This window comes from Caballeronia ptereochthonis, assembly GCF_001545075.1.
GTDB classification, from domain to species: domain Bacteria; phylum Pseudomonadota; class Gammaproteobacteria; order Burkholderiales; family Burkholderiaceae; genus Caballeronia; species Caballeronia ptereochthonis.
Window position 1 is genome coordinate 108,222 of the sequence record NZ_FCOB02000010.1, and the last position, 20,457, is coordinate 128,678.

At 59.0% G+C, this 20,457-nt stretch carries 16 protein-coding genes; 6 read left to right on the top strand and 10 right to left on the bottom strand.

The window, feature by feature from the left end; genetic code table 11:
* Nucleotides 1-90: 90 nt before the first annotated feature.
* From AWB83_RS12745 to AWB83_RS12755, 3 genes are all read right to left on the bottom strand, one after another.
* Complete coding sequence (locus tag AWB83_RS12745) at nt 91-1,206, bottom strand: Rieske 2Fe-2S domain-containing protein (protein WP_087045929.1); 1,116 nt, start codon at nt 1,204-1,206, stop codon at nt 91-93.
* Between the two features lie 95 nt (nt 1,207-1,301).
* Nucleotides 1,302-2,309, bottom strand: a complete 1,008-nt coding sequence (locus tag AWB83_RS12750) for a PDR/VanB family oxidoreductase (RefSeq protein ID WP_244197703.1) — start codon at nt 2,307-2,309, stop codon at nt 1,302-1,304.
* 171 nt (nt 2,310-2,480) lie between these two features.
* The gene (locus AWB83_RS12755; RefSeq protein ID WP_087045757.1) at nt 2,481-3,377 is read right to left on the bottom strand and encodes a LysR family transcriptional regulator; all 897 of its coding nucleotides are present in this window, start codon (nt 3,375-3,377) and stop codon (nt 2,481-2,483) included.
* A 272-nt stretch (nt 3,378-3,649) separates the two neighbouring features.
* On the opposite strand from AWB83_RS12755, the gene AWB83_RS12760 reads away from it, so the two are divergent.
* Complete coding sequence (locus tag AWB83_RS12760; RefSeq protein ID WP_159463047.1) at nt 3,650-4,405, top strand: GntR family transcriptional regulator; 756 nt, start codon at nt 3,650-3,652, stop codon at nt 4,403-4,405.
* A 19-nt stretch (nt 4,406-4,424) separates the two neighbouring features.
* Here the strand turns inward: AWB83_RS12760 and AWB83_RS12765 are convergent, their stop codons facing one another.
* Together AWB83_RS12765 and AWB83_RS12770 are read right to left on the bottom strand one after the other, a co-directional pair.
* Complete coding sequence (locus AWB83_RS12765) at nt 4,425-4,919, bottom strand: aconitase X swivel domain-containing protein (protein ID WP_087045761.1); 495 nt, start codon at nt 4,917-4,919, stop codon at nt 4,425-4,427.
* Nucleotides 4,916-6,151: an aconitase X gene (locus AWB83_RS12770; protein WP_087045763.1), complete on the bottom strand. Its 1,236-nt coding sequence runs from the start codon at nt 6,149-6,151 to the stop codon at nt 4,916-4,918. The genes AWB83_RS12765 and AWB83_RS12770 overlap by 4 nt, the downstream gene beginning before the upstream one ends.
* 290 nt (nt 6,152-6,441) lie before the next feature.
* On the opposite strand from AWB83_RS12770, the gene AWB83_RS12775 reads away from it, so the two are divergent.
* From AWB83_RS12775 to AWB83_RS12790, 4 genes are all read left to right on the top strand, one after another.
* Entirely contained in the window at nt 6,442-7,746 is a 1,305-nt protein-coding gene (locus tag AWB83_RS12775) for an SLC13 family permease (protein ID WP_208636748.1), read from the top strand.
* A gap of 124 nt (nt 7,747-7,870) precedes the next feature.
* A complete protein-coding gene (locus tag AWB83_RS12780; protein ID WP_087045766.1) occupies nt 7,871-8,668 on the top strand; it encodes a GntR family transcriptional regulator in 798 nt (265 codons plus the stop codon).
* 79 nt (nt 8,669-8,747) lie between these two features.
* Nucleotides 8,748-10,202: a sulfatase family protein gene (locus tag AWB83_RS12785; RefSeq protein WP_208636749.1), complete on the top strand. Its 1,455-nt coding sequence runs from the start codon at nt 8,748-8,750 to the stop codon at nt 10,200-10,202.
* A gap of 137 nt (nt 10,203-10,339) precedes the next feature.
* Complete coding sequence (locus AWB83_RS12790) at nt 10,340-11,587, top strand: MFS transporter (protein ID WP_087045769.1); 1,248 nt, start codon at nt 10,340-10,342, stop codon at nt 11,585-11,587.
* Between the two features lie 158 nt (nt 11,588-11,745).
* On the opposite strand, the gene AWB83_RS12795 is transcribed toward AWB83_RS12790, so the two are convergent.
* The 4 genes from AWB83_RS12795 to AWB83_RS12810 all read right to left on the bottom strand — a co-directional run bounded on the left by AWB83_RS12795 (nt 11,746) and on the right by AWB83_RS12810 (nt 17,718).
* The gene (locus AWB83_RS12795) at nt 11,746-12,657 is read right to left on the bottom strand and encodes a bestrophin family protein (RefSeq protein ID WP_087045772.1); all 912 of its coding nucleotides are present in this window, start codon (nt 12,655-12,657) and stop codon (nt 11,746-11,748) included.
* A 124-nt stretch (nt 12,658-12,781) separates the two neighbouring features.
* A complete protein-coding gene (gene cydB, locus AWB83_RS12800) occupies nt 12,782-13,789 on the bottom strand; it encodes a cytochrome d ubiquinol oxidase subunit II (RefSeq protein ID WP_087045774.1) in 1,008 nt (335 codons plus the stop codon).
* A 4-nt stretch (nt 13,790-13,793) separates the two neighbouring features.
* Nucleotides 13,794-15,182, bottom strand: a complete 1,389-nt coding sequence (locus tag AWB83_RS12805) for a cytochrome ubiquinol oxidase subunit I (protein ID WP_087045776.1) — start codon at nt 15,180-15,182, stop codon at nt 13,794-13,796.
* A 259-nt stretch (nt 15,183-15,441) separates the two neighbouring features.
* The gene (locus tag AWB83_RS12810) at nt 15,442-17,718 is read right to left on the bottom strand and encodes an FdhF/YdeP family oxidoreductase (protein WP_087045778.1); all 2,277 of its coding nucleotides are present in this window, start codon (nt 17,716-17,718) and stop codon (nt 15,442-15,444) included.
* 1,261 nt (nt 17,719-18,979) lie between these two features.
* Here AWB83_RS12810 and AWB83_RS12820 point away from each other — a divergent pair.
* Nucleotides 18,980-19,249 carry a DUF1488 family protein gene (locus AWB83_RS12820; protein ID WP_159463048.1) on the top strand — a complete coding sequence of 90 codons (270 nt, stop codon included), beginning with the start codon at nt 18,980-18,982 and terminating at the stop codon, nt 19,247-19,249.
* Between the two features lie 106 nt (nt 19,250-19,355).
* On the opposite strand, the gene AWB83_RS12825 is transcribed toward AWB83_RS12820, so the two are convergent.
* On the bottom strand, nt 19,356-20,267 hold the full coding sequence (locus tag AWB83_RS12825; RefSeq protein ID WP_087045933.1) for a LysR family transcriptional regulator: 912 nt from the start codon (nt 20,265-20,267) through the stop codon (nt 19,356-19,358).
* Nucleotides 20,268-20,457 lie beyond the last annotated feature (190 nt).

The window sequence follows — 20,457 nt, forward strand, 5'->3', positions numbered from 1 at the left end:
CCTGAACCAGGGTCGATGTTCTCGTATGAAACCTTGTTTGCAGGCCTTTCACGCTCCATGGCGGGTAAAGGCGGCAGTGACCTCGAGGATTTACGCCATCGCGGATTCCTTCGCGGGCGCATTCTGTCCCGCCGATGTGATCTGAAGCTCGCGCTCCTTGCGTTGCAGACTCACGAGAATCTGGCGAGCGCGGCGCAATGCCTTGTCGGTCTTGAGAAAGAGTTCGGAATAGCCATCGTCCGGATACTCCATCATGCGTTGCTGGCGCTCCAGCGCCCATTGATCCTGCGCGACGACCGCCGGGAACATTTCCGCGACCTTCTTCGCGGTGGGCATGTTTGCATCGCTCAACGTGGTGTGCCAGTTCTTGCACGACACATTCCAGCGCCACACGAGATTGCGTTCATCGACCGGCAGGTGGAGATGCAAGAGCGTATAGCCGCGTTCTTTATCCGTGCCGAGTTCGCCTTCAGGCGCGACGCGCATCACCACGCGCGTGAGTCCTGGCGTGACCATGCAATGCGTGTGCACGCGCTCCACTTCGTCGTACAGAAACCATTCCTTCAGATACGGCGGCTGGCGGTAGCCGTGAACGTGGCGTGTCGTACGCACGAACGTATAGCCTTCGCTGTCGCCTTCCTCGAGATCCACCGGAATCCTGCTGTTTTCCTTATCGCCGATATTGCCGTCGTGCAGCGGATAAAAGTGTGTGATGTCCAGCAGATTTTCGATCAGCAGCAGATAATTCGCGGGCACGTGAAGCGGTTCGGGCGAACCGATCGACAGGGTCTCCGCATCCGTGACCTCGGGCGTGCGCGGCGGATCGCAGCGCTGCGAAGCCGTGACGTTGCCCGGCCAGATCCAGACCACGCCGTCCTGTTCGCGCACGGGCACGACGCTTAAGCGCGCTTGCGGCGGAATCGGCTTGTCGGGTGCGGAGGGTATCGCCACGCATTGGCCCGCCGTGTCGTAGCACAAGCCGTGATACGCGCATTCGAGCTGACCGTTATCGAGCAGCTTGCTTTGCGAAAGCGGAAAGCGCTTGTGACAGCAGCGATCGTCGAACGCGACGACTTCGCCGCTCTCGGCACGCCACATCACAATGGGCCGATTGACGATCTTGTGTCCCTGCAATTCGCCGACAGCAAACTCCGAAGAAAAGCCGATCGGGTACCAGCAGTCTTTCACGTATTCGAATGTGCTCATGACGCGCATCCTCTTCTTGACGAGTGGGAAACGTTGAGTTGAGCGGAGCCATTCACTCCGCGTTTTCTTTATTGAACAGCCTGAAGCAAGGCGTTTTATAAATCGAGCACCAGCTTCGTCGACTTCGAACGCGAGCAGCAGATCATGACGAATTCCTCGCGGTCCTCGTCGTCGAGCACGCTGTCGCGATGCAGCGGTTCGCCCGCGAGATAGCGCGTCATGCACGTGCCGCAATAGCCTTCGCAACACGACGTATCGACTTCGATGCCGTTGGCGCGCATGACATCGACGATGGATTCGCCCGGCGGCACCGTCAGGGTTTTTTGCGAGCGCCGCAGTTCTATGTCGAAGGCGGCTTCAGCTTCGGTTGTCTTGATGAGCTCGCTTGCAGTAAAGCGTTCGCAATGACGCGTGCCTGCGGGCCAATGCGCGCTGGCGGCTTCGATCGCGTCCATGAAACGGCCGGGGCCGCAATAGTAGAGATGCGTATCGGCGACGTAGTTCTCGAGCGTCGATGCGAGATCGAGTCCGTTGCGCGGATCGCCGTTATCGAAGTGCAGCGAGACATCGCCGCGGTCGACGAGCGCCTTCAGCCGATCGAGAAACGCGGCACGTTGCGAGGTGCGCGCGCAATAGAAAAGATGGAACGGTTCGTTGCGCTTTTGCGCTTCAGCGATCATCGCCATGATCGGCGTAATGCCGATTCCACCCGCGATAAACACATGTCTGCGCGCCGAATCCGATAACGCGAAGTGATTGCGCGGCGCTGAAATAAAGAGCTTCTGGCCCGCGCGCAAGGTGTCGTGCATCGCGACCGAACCGCCGCGCCCCGCCGGATCGCGCAGCACGGCGACCACATAGCGATGCCGTTCATCGGGCGAATTGCAGAGCGAATATTGTCGAATGGTGGCATCGGGAAGATGCACGTCGACGTGCGAACCGGCCGTGAACGCGGGCAATGGCCTGCCATCGGCGCTCACGAATTCGAATGCGTTGATGTCCTCGGCGAGCGACGTGATGGACTTCAGCGTGACGTGCAGTTTCTTCTGCCGCTCGTCGTCGGGACGAGCGACGGCCTCCTCGCGCATGAGGACCGCTTCCATGTGTCTTCCTCCTTGTCTCGCAGCAACAGTCAGTGCGAGTCGTGTGGGACGCACGCTGTGCTTGAAGAAAGGTTAGGCGCGAGGGCGCATGAACTCAAACGAGTAATTTGCGCGAAAAAACATCAGGAAAGTTGATGTGTCATGACGCAACGCACCATCCATCGCGATGAATCAGGCGGCCTTTACGCGCTCGAAATCGCTGACTTCGCGGGCCAGTTCGGCAATCGCTCGAGCGAGCGAATACGAATGTCCGGCGGGACATGCCGCGATGAATTCCACCGGCTCCAACGGATTTTCCACATGCACGATCGCGAGTTCGTTCCGCTCGATTTCCTGCATATAGGAGCGCACCGGCAGATACGACACGCCCATGCCCGCTATCGTCATCGACGCCGCCACGGCCACGCTCTTGCAGCGCGCGAGATAGCGGCATCGCACGTGTTCGGTGAGAAACCAGTCCTCCAGCGCCGCATAATGAAACGACGATTGCTTCATGCCGATGATTGGGTAATCGGCCAGTTCATGCGGCTTGTACGTGCGCGCGGCGAGACCCAGTGCGGGACTCGCCATCCACTGAAAATCCACGGTGCCGAGCGAGAGTGTCGATAACTCCGGCGTGCGCGTGTGCCCCGGCGCGAGCACGAGTTCCAGTTCGGCCTGATGCAGGCTCGCCATTAACTCAGCGGTCAACGCTTCTTCGATTTCCAGACGCACATTCGGATAGCGTTCCGCGATCACCGTGATGAGACGCGGCAGCCATGTCGTCGTGACGACTTCCGCGACGCCGAAGCGCACCGTGCCCGACACCGCTTCGGGCGCACCGATCCGATGTTCCAGTTCCGTCGAAAGGTCGAGAATGCGGCTCGCGTAGTCCATGAGTTCGCGGCCCTTCGGCGTGAGCCGCGCAGTACGATGCGTGCGGTCGAACAACTCGACGCCCAGCGTGCGTTCGAGTTCGCGCATGCGCATGGACACCGCGGATTGCGTCGCGTACAGGCGCTCGGCGGCAGCAGCAAAGCTGCCGAGCTTGACGGTCCAGAAGAAGGTCTCCAACTGTTGAAGAGTCATGATCGCGCTGCCTTATGCCGATCTGGGCGTAGCGCGAGAGTTTACGGATTCCGTCGCGATGCGTCAGCCGTGGAAAGCCCTAGCAATTGCAACTTGTATGAGCATGTCTTATTATCAGAATACATGTGCGTCACGTGTCTTGTCACGGGCGAACGACGCTACCTCAAAGGCAATCCATGGAAGGCAATTCCAGCAAACGCACCGCCGCTCCGAAGCGCTCCAAATCGACTAACGAACCGCTGCTCAACCGAGAGAGCGCAACCGCGCTTTACATGCAGATCGCCGAACGCCTGCGCGCCGAAATCGACGCGGGCACCTTCGCGACCGACAGCAAACTCCCCGCCGAAAGCGAGTTGACGCAACGTTTCGATGTGAGTCGCGTGACCGTGCGCCAGGCCATCGCGCAATTGCTTGCGGACGGGTATGTCGTCAGCAAGCAAGGCAAGGGCACCTTCGTCTCGCGCAACAAGTTCGTACATGATCTGAAGCCGATGCGCGGCTTCTACGATGCCCTCGTCGCGCAAGGCGTCGAACCGAAAACGAAGTTGCTGGAGTTCGGTCCCGTGACGACGCCGGAACCTTTGCGGCAAGCATTCGGCGAAGATGGAGGCGAAAGCGACTGCTTCCGGCTCAAGCGGCTCTATCTCGTCGATGGCGAGCCGATTGCGCTCGTCGTGTCGTATCTGCCACCGCAGGCAAGCGGGCTTACGTGGGAACAGGTGAACCGCAATCCCATCTACGTGCTGCTCGAAAATCTACTGGCGATGCCTGTTGCCAAGGCACAGATTCGCATTCGTGCGTGCTCGGCGGGCACGTCGGTCGGGCGCGCGCTCGGGCTGTCTCCGCGTGCCGCATTGCTCGTGATGGACCGCGAATCGTTCGATGGAAACGGCATGCTGCTGGAACGCACATCGTTTCATATTCGTCCCGAGAACTACGAATTTACGCTGAGCGTGCAAGGACCATTGCCGGTCGGTTCATCCATCAAGAACGTGAACGGCGCGGCATCGCACGATCACGCGGAGTGACCGTGCGATGCTTGCGCGTTTAACGATGCGCAGGCTTCACATGCACCGTCGACGTGCCCTGCTGCCCTTGCGCGAACGTGGCCGAAGCAGGTTCGCCCGCTGCCGCACGCAACACCCGCAGCGTCTTCGTCGCAGGATCGATCTCGACGAGCGCGCCATGCGGCACGACCGCCGTCACGTCGCAATCGAAACCCGCGAGCATCGAGATATCGCCGAGCGCCGCGCCTTGCGCGAGAATCGGGTTCACCGTGTTGAACACGATCGCCACCGGCGCCATGTTGCGCGACTGCATCTCGTGCAGCATCCACGCGCTGGCCACGCCGCCTTTCGCGGTATCGAGCACCAGCACGCGGCCGATGTATGACTGCCCCACGAGCTTGTGTGACGGCCGCGAGAAAACGCCTTCCAGACGGTTAAGATCGTAACGGGCCGAGAAGCCATCGCTGGCAACCAGCGCCTCTGCCGACACTCTATTGCCGAGCGCGTGACGCGCGGTAAGCACGATTTCGTTCATGCGAGTTCTCCTGTCACGGCTGCATCGACGCATGCCTGCATCGATGCGAGCATCGGTGTGTAGCCGTATCCGCCGAGAATATTGACGAGCTTGGCGCTGTTGGTGGCGAGCGTTTTCCAGCCCTTCGCCTCGGACATCTCGCGCGCATACGACTGATAAAAGCACATGCCCGCGAGCACCGTGCCACCCGCCTTTTCGATGCGGCGCGTATAGCCGAATCGCTCGGCATCGGGCGCGACTTGCGGGCTCGTGATGGCGAGCATCGGCACCTTGAAGGTGCGGCCATCGCAGATTTCAGCGAGCGCGCGCAACTCGTAAAGGCTCAGTTGAGGCGCGGAAAACACCACGACATCCACTTGCTTCGCAACCGCGTAACTCGCGGTGAGCGCTTCGATTTCCGCGCGTCCGATGCGATGATGCACCGGCAACATATCGCCGCCGACATCGTCGAGCCGCGACGCTTCCGGCGTAATGCCGACGATATGAAACAGCGCGATCGATCCGAAACTCGCCATCGCCGCGCCGAAGTGTTTCAGATCGTCCGATGTCGGCGCGGCCTCGATGCCTTCGATCACCGGCACTTCCCAGTAATTGCCCGCAAGACGGCCGATCACGCCACCGAGCGCGCCCCATTCGTTGAGCGTGCGGGGCGTGAAGCCGACGCGAAAGCGCTTCGTCGCGCGGCGTTTCTCATCGAGATGAAAGCCATAACGCGGCGTGCGTCCGGTGAGACCCGCGGACAATGCCGACGGACCGCCTTCGAAATTCGTGCGCGCGCCGCTTACCGAGTTCGAATAGATCACGACGCCGGTATCGCCGAACGCGACGTGTTCGCCGCGCGTGGCAGCAAGCACGGTCTGATAGTTGATGCAGGTATCAGTCATGCTGACGCCGAGCCGCTCGAACGCGTGTATCGTGCGGCGTTCGAGTTCGAGCATCCAGTCGCGCTGACCGAGATCGCTGGCTTTCGAAAAATCGGTGCCACGCGGATCGGTAATGGTCGGAATACGCACGGTGTGGCGGCCATCGCTGAATTCGGAAAGCCGCTCCAGCCACATGACGCCCGCCTGACCGAGACTTTCGGTATCGGCCATGATGTGCGCCTGCGTGACGGGCACGAAATCACGCGCACCGAAGAATTCGCCGACCTGCACCTGATGGCGCATGGCCATTTGCAGGACCTTGCCTCGCTCGCCATCAAGCATGGCGGTCTCTTCATCGTTGAGCAGCATTCGCAATCTCCCTACGGATATCGTCGCGGAACTACGTTTTTCTTGTCTTATCTTGTATTAAGACAAGATAGGCGGATAGTAGCGATCCGTTTCGCCGATGTCAACACGCGTCGATCCGTCGTTTCGCACCGGGCGTCGGTCGGACGGTGTTGGCGATTCCACTAGTTGACATGCGCGGAAGCATGGCGATAGCATGCCTCACAATGTATTGATACAAGCTAATACAACATCTGGGCCACATGTCTGGCCAAGAACATCGCAGTAGTTCGTTCCCGCTGGCGTGAATCCGCATGCGCTTCAATGCGCTGACTGTTCACGCGACGAAAAACAAACCAAGGGGAGACACCGGTATGACCAACATCCATATCGTTGCGCTTGTCCTGCTGGTGGTCGTGTTTGCGATCAGCCTGTGGCGCGGCATCAACCTCGGGCTGGTTGCCATTCCTGCAAGCTTCTTGCTGGCGGTGCTCGCGGGCGTTCCGCAAAAGCGGATATTCACGTCCTTCCCGACCGATCTCGTCATGCTGATTCTCGGCGTGATGTACTTGTGGAATCTCGTGCGCGATAGCGGGCTTGCGGAACTGATCGTGCATCAGGCTGCCGCGATGTCTCGCGGACGGCCGTGGCTGCTGCCGTGGACGACGTGCGCCCTCACCGCCTTTATCTGCGCGCTGGGCGCGTTGCCGATCGCCGCGCTCGTCATCACGTTGCCGGTCGCCCTGGAGATTGCGCGGCGCGAGAAAATCCGCCCGGCGCTGATGGGCATCGTGACCATTCAGGGCGGGTGTATCGGCGGATTGTCGCCGTTGAATCCGTGGGCCAAGGTGGTCGTCGCGCAAGCGGCCAAGGGCGGCGTGACGCTGCTTCCCATGCACTTTTTCTTCTGTCAGCTCGCGATCAATTTCACGTTCGCGCTGCTGGCGTTCTTCGCGTTCGGCGGCGCGGAACTGATCGGGCGCGGTAGAAGACGCAATGCCCCTTCAGAATGTGCTTCAGGAGTGGGCTCGTCGCGACTCGCGTTGACCTGGCAGCAACGGGCCGCGCTCGCCGCGTTGCTTGGCTTTATGGCGTTGGTGCTGACGCGCCACGATGTCGGTCTGAGCGCGTTTTCAATGGGCATTCTGCTCAACATGGCGGTTCGGGCGGACCCGCGCAAGGTCATCGCCGATCTGCCGTGGAGCATGGTCGTGATGATCTCGGGCATTCTGATTTATATCGGCATGCTCGAAAACGTCGGCGTATTGAAGGCGACCGGTGAGTTGCTGCAAAGTCTGGAGCAACAATCGTTGGTACGCGTGGGCATGACGTACCTCGGCACGTTGATGGCGAATTTCGAGGCTTCGTCGGTGGTCGTGCTGGGGCTTGTCATTCCGGTGGTGACGCACTCGCTGGCAAACGAACCGTCCGCGTTGCTGGCGTCGATCCAGTTGGCGCTGTCCGCGACGAGCATCGTCGTGATTACCGCGAGTCCGTTTCATCTGGGCGGCGGACTTGTTCTGGCGGAGTTGCATGGGGATGACCGGACGTTCAAGGATCTTTTGAAGTGGACGGTAGCGTTGACGCTTTTGGTGCCGTTGGGTGCGTTTTTGATTTGATGGGATGAGCCGGTCAATCGGGTATACCCGCCTCATCGAACCATTGCGTAAACGGCGCCGAACGCATACCGTTCGATAGAACTATATAGTTCTATGGTTTCCACTCGATTCAGGTTCACTACGAATGCAGGCCGCCGCCGACAACGCCGACATCTTTTCCACGCTCACGCGGCCCGACCGCAGCGGCGCGCCCAAATACATGCGTCTTTCCACCGTGCTGATGCAGGCCATCACCGCCGGACACTGGAAGGCCGGCGACAGATTGCCGACCGAAGAAGAGCTGGCGGTCATGACGCCGTTCAGCCTCGGCACCGTGCAGCGCGCATTGCGCACATTGGTCGATCAGGGCGTGGTCGTGCGGCGTCACGGCCTCGGCAGTTTCGTCGCGGAAAACGATTTGCGCATGGAAGATCCGTGGCATTGCCGTTTTCTCGATGCCGACGGCGTGAGCTTTCTGCCGGTCTATTCGAGAGTGCTGAGCCGCGAACGCGTAAAAACGCGCGGCGCATGGACGCGCTATTTTCCCGATGCCGGCGGCAATCTCATGCTGATCACGCGCGTCATCAACGTGAACAGCGAGTTCGACGTGCTCGTGCGCTTCTACATGGATAGCCGCATCTTGCCGCGTCTGTCGAAGGCGTCACTACGCTCGCTGGACGGTCTGAACTTCAAAACGGTGATCGCGGGCGAACTGAGTGTTCCGATTACACGCATTACCCACGACATGAGCATCGTCAAGTTCGACGCCACGACAGCCGAAGCGATTGGCGCACGAAAAAATGAAAGCGGTCTCTTCATGCAAGCTGCCGCCATGATGGGCGAATCCGCATGCGTGTACTACCAGGAGTTTTTCATTCCGGCGACAGATCGTGTACTCAGCATTCCGGATCAGTTGCCGAAGATGGCGCATCAATCGCGTTAGGTTTTTCATCGGGGCAGAACATCGCCCCGAAAAAATTTTGCTCTTCTGGAACTATAGTCCTACATAGTTTAAGGAAATCATGAAAGAATTTCAGAACCTGCTCATCATCATGTCCGACGAGCACAATCCGAAAATGCTCGGCTGCGCGGGCAACGAGATCGTCGAGACGCCCAATCTCGACGCCCTCGCCGCGCGTGGCACGCGCTTTCGCTCCGCGTATTGCACGAGCCCTGTGTGCATTCCCGCGCGTGCGTCGTTTGCGGTCGGCAAGTACATTCATCAGATCGGCTACGCGGATAACGCCGACGCCTACGACGGCGCCGTTCCAAGCTGGCACCACAAGCTGCGTGATCGCGGCCACAACGTGACGTCGATCGGCAAGCTGCATTTCAAGCTGACGGGCGAAGACCACGGCTTCACCGAAGAGATCATCCCGATGCATATCATCGAGGGCAAAGGCGATCTGATGGGCCTCGTGCGCAGCGATCTGCCGGTGCGCAAGGGCGCGTACAAAATGGCGAACATGGCCGGTCCGGGCGAGAGCCAGTACACGTTCTACGACCGCGAGATCGCGGCGCGCGCGCAAGTGTGGCTGCGCGAGGCCGCGAGGAAACACGCGGACAAACCGTGGGTGCTGTTCGTTTCGTTCGTCGCGCCGCATTTCCCGCTCACCGCGCCGCCGCAGCATTTCTACAAGTACTACGATCGCGATCTGCCGCTGCCCAAGCTCTATCGCAAGGAAGAACGGCCGACGCATCCGTATCTGGTCGACTATCGCGGCAGCTTCAACTACGACGACTATTTCGACGAAGACAAGCTCAAGCGCGCGCTCGCGGGCTATTACGGACTCTGTTCTTTCCTCGATGAAAACATCGGTCTCGTTCTGAAGGCGCTCGGCGACGCGGGCCTCGCCGACGACACGCGCGTGATGTACACAAGCGATCATGGCGACAACCTTGGATCGCGCGGCATGTGGGGCAAATCGACGATGTTCGAGGAAGCGTCCGGTGTGCCGCTGATCGTCGCGGGGCCGGGTATTGAACCGGGCAAGGTCGTCGATACACCCGTGAGCCACGTCGATGCCTATCCGTTCATCCTACGCTCGGTCGGCGAAACGGACCCCGCGCTGACGACGGGCTTTCCCGGCGTATCGCTCGAAGACATCGCCGATGGCGCGAAGCCGGATCGCAACGTCCTGACGGAATATCACGGCATGGGCTCGTCGACCGGCGCGTTCATGATTCGACACGAGCAGTACAAGTACGTGTACTACGTCGACTATCCGCCGCAATTGTTCGATCTCGCCGCTGACCCCGAAGAGTTGCACGATCGCGCGACCGATCCCCGCTATGCGAGCGTGCTGCGCGAATGCCACGCACGCCTCTTGCGCATCTGCGATCCGCACGACGTGGATCGCATGGTGCGCGAGCGCCAGTCCGAATTGCTCGCCGCGAATGGCGGACGCGAAGCCGTGATCGCGCGTGGCGATCTCGGTTTCAGTCCGCCGCCGGGCGCGCCGGTCGTGTTCGACTGAACGCCGCCGCACGAACGAAAGCGCCATCGGAACGCGTGCCGTTCGCGCGGCGGGCGAATCCATCGTGGGAGACATCGAAGTCCGGGCGCGCACGATTTTATCGGAATGCGCGACCCGTGCTCAGGAGTGAGGCACGTATGAACGTTTCGAACCAAAAATTCCAGTTCGCGTCGATCTTGTTCGTTTGCTGGTTCGCGAGCTATCTGGAGCGTTTTCTCATCAACATGGCGCTGCCTTTCATCGGCGCGGAGTTCAAGATCGACGAAGCGGGGCTCGGGCTTTTGCTGAGCGTGTTTTTCGTCGGCTACGCGATCATCCAGTTGCCCGGCGGCTGGCTCGCCGACAAAATCGGAACGCGCAAGACCATTCTTTTTTCTGTCGGCATGTTCGCGATTTTCACCGCGGGCAGCGGGCTCGCCTGGTCGCTCGCCGCGATGTTCGTCATTCGCTTTTTGTTCGGCATCTTCGAAGGCTGCTTTCCGACCGCGGCGTACAAAGCCGTCGCGGAAGGCTACGCGAAGAACGAGCGCGCGCGGGTCCAGTCGTTCATGCTTGCGACCAATCCCCTGAGTCTCGTCGTCGCGCCGCTGATCGCCGTGCCGTTGATCGCGTATACCGGCTGGCGAGGGATGTTCATCGGCGCGTCGGCGGCCGGTCTCGTCGCATTCGCGCTGTATTTTTTCGGAACGCGCCGTTCGCATCCCGCGCCCAGCAACCAGCCGGCGGCAGGCATCGCCTTCGAGCCTCCGCGCGGCTTTCGCGATCTGATCCGCGACAGCAACATCTGGAAAATTTCGGTGATCAATTTCGGGGTCAACATCCTGATCTGGGGATTCTTGTCCTGGCTCCCTTCTTACATGATCAAGGTGCAGAAACTCGATCTCGCGCATGCCGGCTTTTTTTCCGCGCTGCCAGGCGTGGCGGGCATCGTTGGCATGCTCGCGGGCGGATGGCTCGCCGACAAAGCCTTCGCCGGACGTGAGAAGTATCTGCTGCTGGCAAGCGTCGTGCTCGCGGGCGCGAGCCTGTTCGTGATGTTGAACGTGCCCGCGTTGCCTGTCGTCATCGCGTGTCAACTGGTACTCGCGTTCAGCATGAAGATCTCCTTCATCGCGCTGTGGTCGTTGCCGCTCAAGCTGATCGAGGCGAAGGACATGGGCATGGCTTCGGGCATCGTCAATCTGGGCAGTCAACTCGCAGGTGTCGCATCGCCGGCGGTGATGGGGTTTCTCATCGTCGCCAGGCATGGCTCCTATGATGGCGCGTTCACGTTTCTCGCCGCCTGCACAATGTTGTGCGCGATTGTGACACTGACACTACCAGGGAAGGTAAGTCAGGCGCCGATTCTTCAACGCGCGCCCGAACTGGCGGCCGACAAGCGCTGATTCCAGTGAGTCGGATGGACATGCGGCGCTGGTCGAAGCCGCCGCGACGCGTAGATGAAAACAAGTTCGTCGCCAATTGCGAAATAGATTTGTCAACTGAGAATAGGATCGCGCGCCCCGAGCCCGCCGCGCGACCAACGGACGCACTCACGCTTTTCTCAAGTCAAATGATAAAGACGAATCGGCGCGACTGCTTCCGGCAGTGGGCGCCCGCACAGTTCAAGAACAGAGCGTTCGATATTTCGCGCCATGGCGTCGAGCGCGAGGGCGTTAGGCGCGACGGTAAACGGTTCCGCCACTTCGCTGGCGATCGCTTCGAGCGCGATCAACGTGTAGGAGATGAACACACACAGCAGAGGCGTGAAGAACTCCGTCGAATCAACCAGTCCGAATGGCAGCATGATGCAGTAAGCATAGACCGTTCTGTGTAGCAGCACGCTATAGGAGAATGGGACCGGGGTGGAGGCGATGCGTTCACATCCTCCGACAGCTGCGCCTAATTCGTTGATCTGCGCATCCAGCATCCAGAGTGTCGTCTCCCCTGCTCGTGCGCGCAGTTCCGATTGAGCGAGTTCGCGACGGATTTCGTTGAGAAGGGCCGTGGGTTTGTAGTGCTTCAAGCGTAGCTGCTCGGCCTGATCGAGCCCGAGCAGGCGCACGAAATCCGGCATCGGATCTGTGCCCCGGAGTTCATGCTTGAGTGCGTAGACGAAGGCAATCGTCATCTGGGTCAGTTGGAGCTTGTTCGCTTGGTCCGGCACGTAACATAGTATTTGTGACGTCAATGCTCGCGTGGAGATCAGCAGGCCGCCCCACAAATGACGTGCTTCATTGAACCGCCCATAGCTCGCGTTGTTGCGGAACGCTAGAAAGATAGCAAGGGCGAGACCGAACAACGTAAAGGGAGCGGTGTTGAGCGGGATCTTCTCCCCGAAGATCCTCCCGTGTGTGAATGCGGCGATGATACTGATGACTGCCATGAAAACCAGCTGCGGAATAATCGATTGAAGAACAGAACCGTTCCATACAAACAGCAGGCGGAACCAGTTTTCAGTTGGTCTTACGATCATGATGTGCTCTTGTCATGTGCTGAATGACGCATCCAAAAGTCAGGAGACTGTCTCAGTTCGCACACGAATGGAGCTAGGGCGCGCGCGCCTCTGGATGCGATGACCGCCGGCTTCCCTCTCCGCGTCAATGGTAGCCGGGGTCGCCTTCGCGTACTTTCCCCCGAAATACGCGATATTGCATGGCGTTATAGACGAGAATGACCGGCAATACGATGACGGTGCCGACAAGCGCAAAGAGCTGGCTTGAGTGACTCGACGAAGCGTCCCAGATCGTCAGCGATGGCGGGATGATGTACGGCCAGATGCTGATGACGAGGCCGGTATAGCCGAGAAAGCAGATGGCTAGCGTCAGAAGGAACGGCATTGCTTCGTGCTGAAGCCGGATCGAGCGAAGGATGCCCCACACGCAGAGAATGACGAGTATCGGTACAGGAAGAAACCATCCAAGCAGGCCGCTTCCAAACCAGCGTTTCTCCACGGCAGGCAATCCGATCACGGTCCAGAGACTGACGATCGCGATCGTTGCCAGCAGGGCAAGCACGAGGGGACGCATCAATTCCCGCATCTTGCGCTGCAGTTCCCCGTCCGTTTTGAGGATGAGCCAGCCACACCCCAGCGTCGCATAGGTCATCAGTACGCCAATGCCACAGAACACGCTGAACGGCGAGAGCCAGTCGAACGGCTCGCCGACGAAGCGTGAGTCGGCAATCTTGATCCCCTGTAGCAGAGAGCCCAGCGTGATGCCTTGGCAAAACCCCGCGAGCGCCGAGCCGCCAATGAATGCGAGATCCCAGGCGTGTTGCGTGCGTTTGGCCTTCGCGCGCAGCTCGAACGCCGCCCCGCGAAAAATCAAGCCCACGACCATCAGCATCAGCGGCATATAGTTGGCCGGCAGGAGGGTCGAGTAGACAACGGGAAAAGCGCCGTAGAGCCCGGCGCCGCCAAGGACCAGAAACGTCTCGTTGCCGTCCCAAACCGGGGCGACGGTATTGAGCATGACGTGACGATCGCCCTTTTCTTCGAAGAATGGAAACAGCAAGCCAATGCCCAGATCGAAGCCGTCGAGCATCACATAGATAAAGACGCCAAGTCCGATAATGAACGCCCAGATGACGGGAAGATCGATTTGCATGACATTATTCTCCTTCCAGCACGTCGAGGGCACGGTTGTGCAATTCGGGGTATTTCAGCGACTCGCGGGTTTCGAGGCCTGCTGCAGGACCTGCCTTCATCATCTTCAGCATGTAATAGACGCCCGTGCCGAATACAAGGAAATACACGATGATCAGTATCAACAGAGTGACGCCCGCTTGCTGGCTGCCGATGGGCGAGACCGAGTCCACGGTACGTACGACGCCATAGACCGTCCAGGGCTGGCGGCCTACCTCCGTCGTGATCCACCCGGCCAGCAATGCCACGATGCCGGACGGTCCCATGCACAATACAAACCATTGATACCAGCGGGCCTCGTAAAGTCGGCCGCCCCGCCGCAGCAGCAGCCCGACGATAGCGGTCACTAGCATCAGCATGCCAAGGCCGGCCATGATGCGGAATGTCCAGAACACGATAGGCGAATACGGGCGATCCTGCGGCGGAAACTCCTTCATGCCGCGGATCTCGCCGTCCCAACTATGTGTCAGGATCAAGCTGCCGAGATGAGGTATCTGGATCGCGTATCGTGTCACCTCCGCGTCCATGTCGGGCAGACCAAACAGGTTCAGTGCGGTACCGCCATGCTCGGTTTCCCACAGTCCTTCGATGGCCGCGATCTTCACCGGCTGATACTCGCGCGTGTTCAGTCCGTGCGCGTCACCGACGAAAATCTGTATCGGCGTAAGTACGAGCAGCATCCACAGCGCCATTGAAAAGCTGCGCTTGACCGGTACGTCGCGCCGGCCATGGAGCAGGTGCCATGCACCGCATGCCGCGACAATGAAGGCCGCTACGATAAACGCGGCGATTGTCATGTGAACCAGCCGATAGGGAAACGATGGATTGAAAATCACCTTGAACCAGTCGACAGGGACAATACGGCCATTTTCCATGGCGAACCCCTGCGGCGTTTGCATGAAGCTGTTTGACGCCAGAATCCAGAACGTCGAAATCAGCGTCCCGACCGCGACCATGAGCGTCGCGAAGAAATGCGCCCGGGGACTCACCCGATGCCAGCCAAACAGCATGATCCCGAGAAATCCGGCTTCCAGAAAGAAAGCTGTGAGGACTTCATAGGTCAATAGCGGGCCGGTGATGTTGCCGGCGATCATGGAGAACCCGCTCCAGTTCGTGCCGAACTCGTAGGCCATTACGACGCCGGAGACGACGCCCATCCCGAAGCCGACAGCAAAGATCCTCGACCAGAACAGGTACATGTCCTTGTACGCTTTGTCGCCAGTCAACAGAAAGCGCCACTCGAGCACGGCGAGGAAGCTGGCCATGCCAATACTGATCGCCGGAAAGACGATATGAAATGAAACCGTGAACGCAAACTGCAGCCTGGCGAGATGAAAGGCGTCGAAGATTTCCATGATCGGTCAATAGCTCCAGATGATGACATCAAGCGTGTGACGACAAACGTCATGCGGCGGTGCTACGACTACGCGATGGATTTGACGCCCGTTGGACCAGATTTCACCGTTTTGCGAAGGAAATGGCGGGGTGGCGCGGCTCCGCTTTTGTCGCGCGGTCTTTCTCTTCGCCGCGCGACGCCGCGCCCGCCCCAGCCGCCTGAATGCCGACCGATCGGACGGCAAAGCGCGGCATATCAGGCAAGCAGCCAATGCAAGGTCAGTTCGTCGCGACGCGCTCCACCCGTACGGGCACTGACTTGTAAGAAGGTGTACCGCTCTCCTTGTCGATATAGTCGAGTGGCACCAGAACGTTGGCTTCCGGGTAGTACGCCGCGACCGAGCCCTTTGCGATGTTGTAGATGATCGCGGTGATGTTTTTCAGTTTGAGCGGCCTACCGGAAGTGATCGTTTCAATGTCTACCAGATCGCCGTGTTCGATGCCGTGTTCGGCCATGTCGTCCTGGTTCATGAAAAGGACATCCCGCCTGCCAAACACGCCTCGATAGCGGTCGTCCATCGCATAGATGGTGGTGTTGTACTGATCGTGGCTGCGGATCGTGATGAGTCGCAGCACGTTCTCAGCGCCGAGGACGTCGGCATCTTCCTTCACCCCGCTGTACACGGAGAACATTGCCTTGCCCGTCGGCGTATGCCACTGTCGCTCGGTCGGCGGAAGCGGCAGCCTGAATCCACCGGGAACTCTGATGCGCGCGTTGAAGTCCTCGAAGCCAGAAACGGTCTGTTCAATCAGGTCACGGATCTTGTCGTAGTCGGCGATCAGTTCCATCCACGGCACTTTGGTATTCGGCAATGTGGCGCGTGCGATGCCGGCGACAATTGCGGGCTCCGAGCGCAGGAACTCCGACGCGGGTGTGAGCTTGCCCGACGACGCATGGACCATCGACATCGAGTCCTCAACCGTGACCGACTGCCGTCCTCCAGTCTGCACATCAAGCTCTGTTCGTCCAAGGCAAGGGAACAGATACGTTTCCTTCGCGACGAGGAGGTGCGTGCGGTTGAGCTTGGTGCCAATATGCACGGCCAGATCGAGTTTGGACATGGCGGGGAACGACTGCTCGGGGTCCGGCAGCGCAACGGCAAAATTTCCACCGAGGCAAAGGAGTGCCTTCGACGATCCGTCGATCATGGCCTGCATGGCCTGGACCGCGTCATGCCCGTGCTCGGAAGGCGGCGTGAAGCCGCACGCGATTTCTATGAGCTTGAGAAATTCCTCGGAGGGCTTTTCGGTAATGCCGACGGTGCGGTTTCCCTGTACATTGGAGTGCCCGCGCAGCGGACAGATTCCCGCGCCGGGCTTTCCGAAGTTTCCACGCATGAGCAACAGGTCGGCAATCAGCCGGACGTTGGCTGTTCCCTTGTTGTGCTGCGTGACGCCCATGCCATAGCTCACGATGGTCGCGTTGGATTTTGCATACGCGACGGCCACGTGGTCAAGGTCTTCACGCGTGAGGCCGCTTGCTTTTTCGATATCCTCCCACGAGGTGGCTTCGAGGTCCGCGGCGAAGGCATCGAACCCTTCCGTATGTGCGGCAATGAATTCCCGATCGAGGACGTCGCCCTGCTCGGCTTCCATCTGGAGCAACGCCTTCATCACCCCTTTCAGCGCCGCCGCATCGCCGCCGGCGTCGACTTGGAAATAGGTCGACGCAATTCGGGTGGACCCGAAGGTCGCCATCTCCAGCATGCTCTGCGGATCGGCAAAACGCTCCAGCGCACGCTCGCGCAACGGATTGAACACGATGATCGGGACGTTTCGCCGTGCGGCTTCATGGAGTGTACCCATCATGCGCGGATGATTCGTGCCGGGGTTGTGGCCTATCGCAATGATGAGCTCCGCCGAATCGAAATCGTCCAGCGATACGGTACCCTTGCCGATTCCGATCGACAGCGGCAATCCCACGCTGGTCGGCTCGTGGCACATGTTCGAGCAATCGGGGAAATTGTTCGTGCCGTATTCGCGCGCGAACAACTGATACAGATACGCAGCTTCGTTTGAAGCGCGCCCCGACGTATAGAACTCGACCTGATCCGGTTTTAGCGCGCGGAGGATCTCGCCGATGCGCGCGAACGCATCTTCCCATTCGACGGGGCGATAGGTATCGGTTGCACGGTCGTAAACCAGCGGGTGTGTGAGCCGTCCCATGTCCTCCAGTTCATAGTCGGTCATCTTCAGAAGCGAGCTGACGGTATGGCTAGCAAAAAACTCCGGCAGCACACGCTTGGTGGTCGCTTCCCACGTAACGGCTTTCGCACCGTTCTCGCAGAACTGGAAGGTGGAGCGGTGTTCCTTGTCGGGCCAGGCGCAGCCCGGGCAATCGAATCCGGTAGGCTGATTTGTTCTAAGCAGTGTGATCGGTGCCTCTATGCTATCCATCTGATCGTGGATCGCCTGAGCGGTCGCCCTGAGTGCACCCCAACCGCCAGCGGGACCTTCGTACGGCCTGATACCTGGCACGTCGCGTAGCTTGGCCACATGAACCTCCAATGAACGAGCGTAGTCCTGCTAGGGACGGGATAGCCTGTAGGCTTAAAGACTTCGCCGCCTCGCGGCTTACGAGATGGCTGTTCCTGCGATTAAGCTTAGTTAATCTAAATTCTTGTGCAAGAGAAAAATAGGCGTGCGTTCAGATTAACCAAAGCAGCGTTAGGTTTTACTGTATATAGCGACAACCGAATAAACCCGTCGTCCCGGCTATTATTAAAAAGTTTTTATTGTTATAAAAAAACGCGCATTTAACGGGCTGCTCCGTGCGTGCCAACCTCGTGACGTCGAGGTCGATAGCTCGGAACATCGCCGCCTTACATCCGCCAGGCTGAAGCGTGTCATTGGTGGAGCACGCGACAGGAGGCTTGGCTTGGCGGATATCACAGAGCATGTGTATGGTCGACTCATTCCGTTCGTCGATTGATTTATCTTACAAAACACATCGACACCCTGGATACGGCATGGGATGGCGAGATGATTCGTAGCCCCTCCTCGCAGGCTCGTCTCTCAAGGTAGTCCATGCGCGCCGAAAGCGACAGCCGATGGCATCAGGCGTGCGAGCGAGGAAGAACGCCACGAGGCCGCGCTATTCCCGGCAACGCTCGATGTGAAAGCATCACGAGCACACAGGGGGCGCCTCTGTACCGCTGTCAACGTCTGTTCACCCGATACTATCTATCGGAGTTCGCACTCGGAAAGTAGCTCCGCTAACCAACATGCTGGACATTGCCGCCGACTTAATTGGCCGAACCACGGTACGGGCGCGTCGCGTGGTCGCGCGTACCCGGGGAAATGGGGCGGCATCGCTAGTATTTCCGCATCATGGCCGCTATCAGCACACGGATCGGCAATACAAGGAGTGCGGTAGCGCCCACTCCCAGGAGCCAGAGGATCAACATCCACTTCAGGTCGCTTAGAAAACCCGTAAGCCGACTTGATGGTTCCTTTTTCATGGTCAACCTCTGCCTGTTCATCCTTCGTGAGCGTTGTCTGCTCGAGCATCAAAAATTTCGAGCAGACAACTCATGGATGCTGTTCGATCGGTCTCGGTTACGTATCAGCATAGGCGGAAATTGAGAAGCCCATTCTGTCCGACTCAGAAAGGAAACGAGCGTTGGCTCGTCTGCACCACATGGTTGGCGTCTCGTGCTTGTTGCCGATGCAAGAAGCGCAGTGCGATTACCTGAAAAAGCGGAGTCAGACCGTTTTTTCGTGCTAGGCTTTTTGGACAGCCAGCATGGAGGCGACGATGGCCGACACCATAGAAGGTATCAGGATCGTGCATATCGACGGACACGATGCCGTTAAATTCGGCATCAAAGTGGACAGCGTCCACTATTTTTGCGTCATGACTGAGAAGGTGCTCCACGAGTTGTCTCAGCCGGGCGGTCATAAGTCCGATCTGCTGCGGGAGTTCGAGCTGCACCGTGAGCTGATATACGAGAAGGCCGCGGCCGCGATTCGGGGCGGCTTGAGGGGTGAACCGCTGCTGTTACACGGCGAGGTCTTCACATCCTGACTCAGCTTGAAGCGTAGCCCCTCGATGAAGCGGCGACGGTTTGACGAGCCGATACAAAGTATGGGGTACCGCCGCATTGACCGTCAGGCCTGCATCCAGTTGTCTCTCAGCCTTGCGAGTTTTCGCCGAGAAGCTTGGGCACGGTGCTCATCAAGATTGACACGATCGTCCTCACCCGTTGCGGGACAGGGCGCTGGGCTTGAATGAGGAGGTTCAGGTCCAGCGCAGGAATCTGAAATCCAGGCAGCAATTCAGCGAACTGTCCTGTTGCAAGTGCTTCTGCGCAGGCATGCTGCTCAAGCACCCCTATGCCTATTCCCATCCGAATCAACTCGTAGGCGGGGCGCCAGTGACTGGCCGTGATCTCGCTGCGAACGAGTACACTTTCAACGATGCCAGCGTCGCCGATCAGTGTGATTTGACCGGTGGAGAATACGCCATTGACGCCGATAAACGAATGCGCCGCAAGGTCAGATAGGGTTGCTACGGATTCGTGCCTTTTTAGGTAAGCACATGACGCGACGAGACGTCGCTTAACTTTACCGAGAGGATAGGCGATGAACCCGCCTCCGCCCAGGCTACCGATTCGGAACGCGATATCTACGCCCTCCGCCACGAGGTCGACCACCTTGTCGCTCAATATCAAGCTCAAGCCAATTTGCGGAAAATTGGTGCGCAGATACTGAACGAGGTCCGGCAGCACGATCTCGCCAAAGCAATACGGAGCAGCAATGCGTGTCGTGCCGTTGGTCCGCTGCCGGTCCCCGGAGACCTCGGAAATCGCTTCCGATGCGGCCAGCAGAATGGTTTTGCTCCGTTTATAGAAAGCCTGTCCTTCCGGCGTGCATTTGAAGGTTCGCGCACTTCTCAAAAGAAGGCGACAGCCGACGAACTTCTCGAGTCTCTCGACCCGCTCACTCGCGGTGGACTGCCCTATTCCAAGATCACGAGCCGCGTCCGAAATGCTGGCGCGTTCAACCGCCCGGACAAAGACACGCATGCTTTCAATCAGGTTCACCTGAACGGCCCTCCCGTCATTCAAAGCCGAGAGCTATTCAAAAACGTCGGACGATCAACCGATGCGGACACATTCAGCCTGCTCCTCAAAATAGGGCCACGTACCATGATCCTACTCTGGCTTTTGTCATCGGCCACGAACGCCGTTCGAGCCGATTTCATTGTGGAAAGGTAGATCGAGAACGGTATGA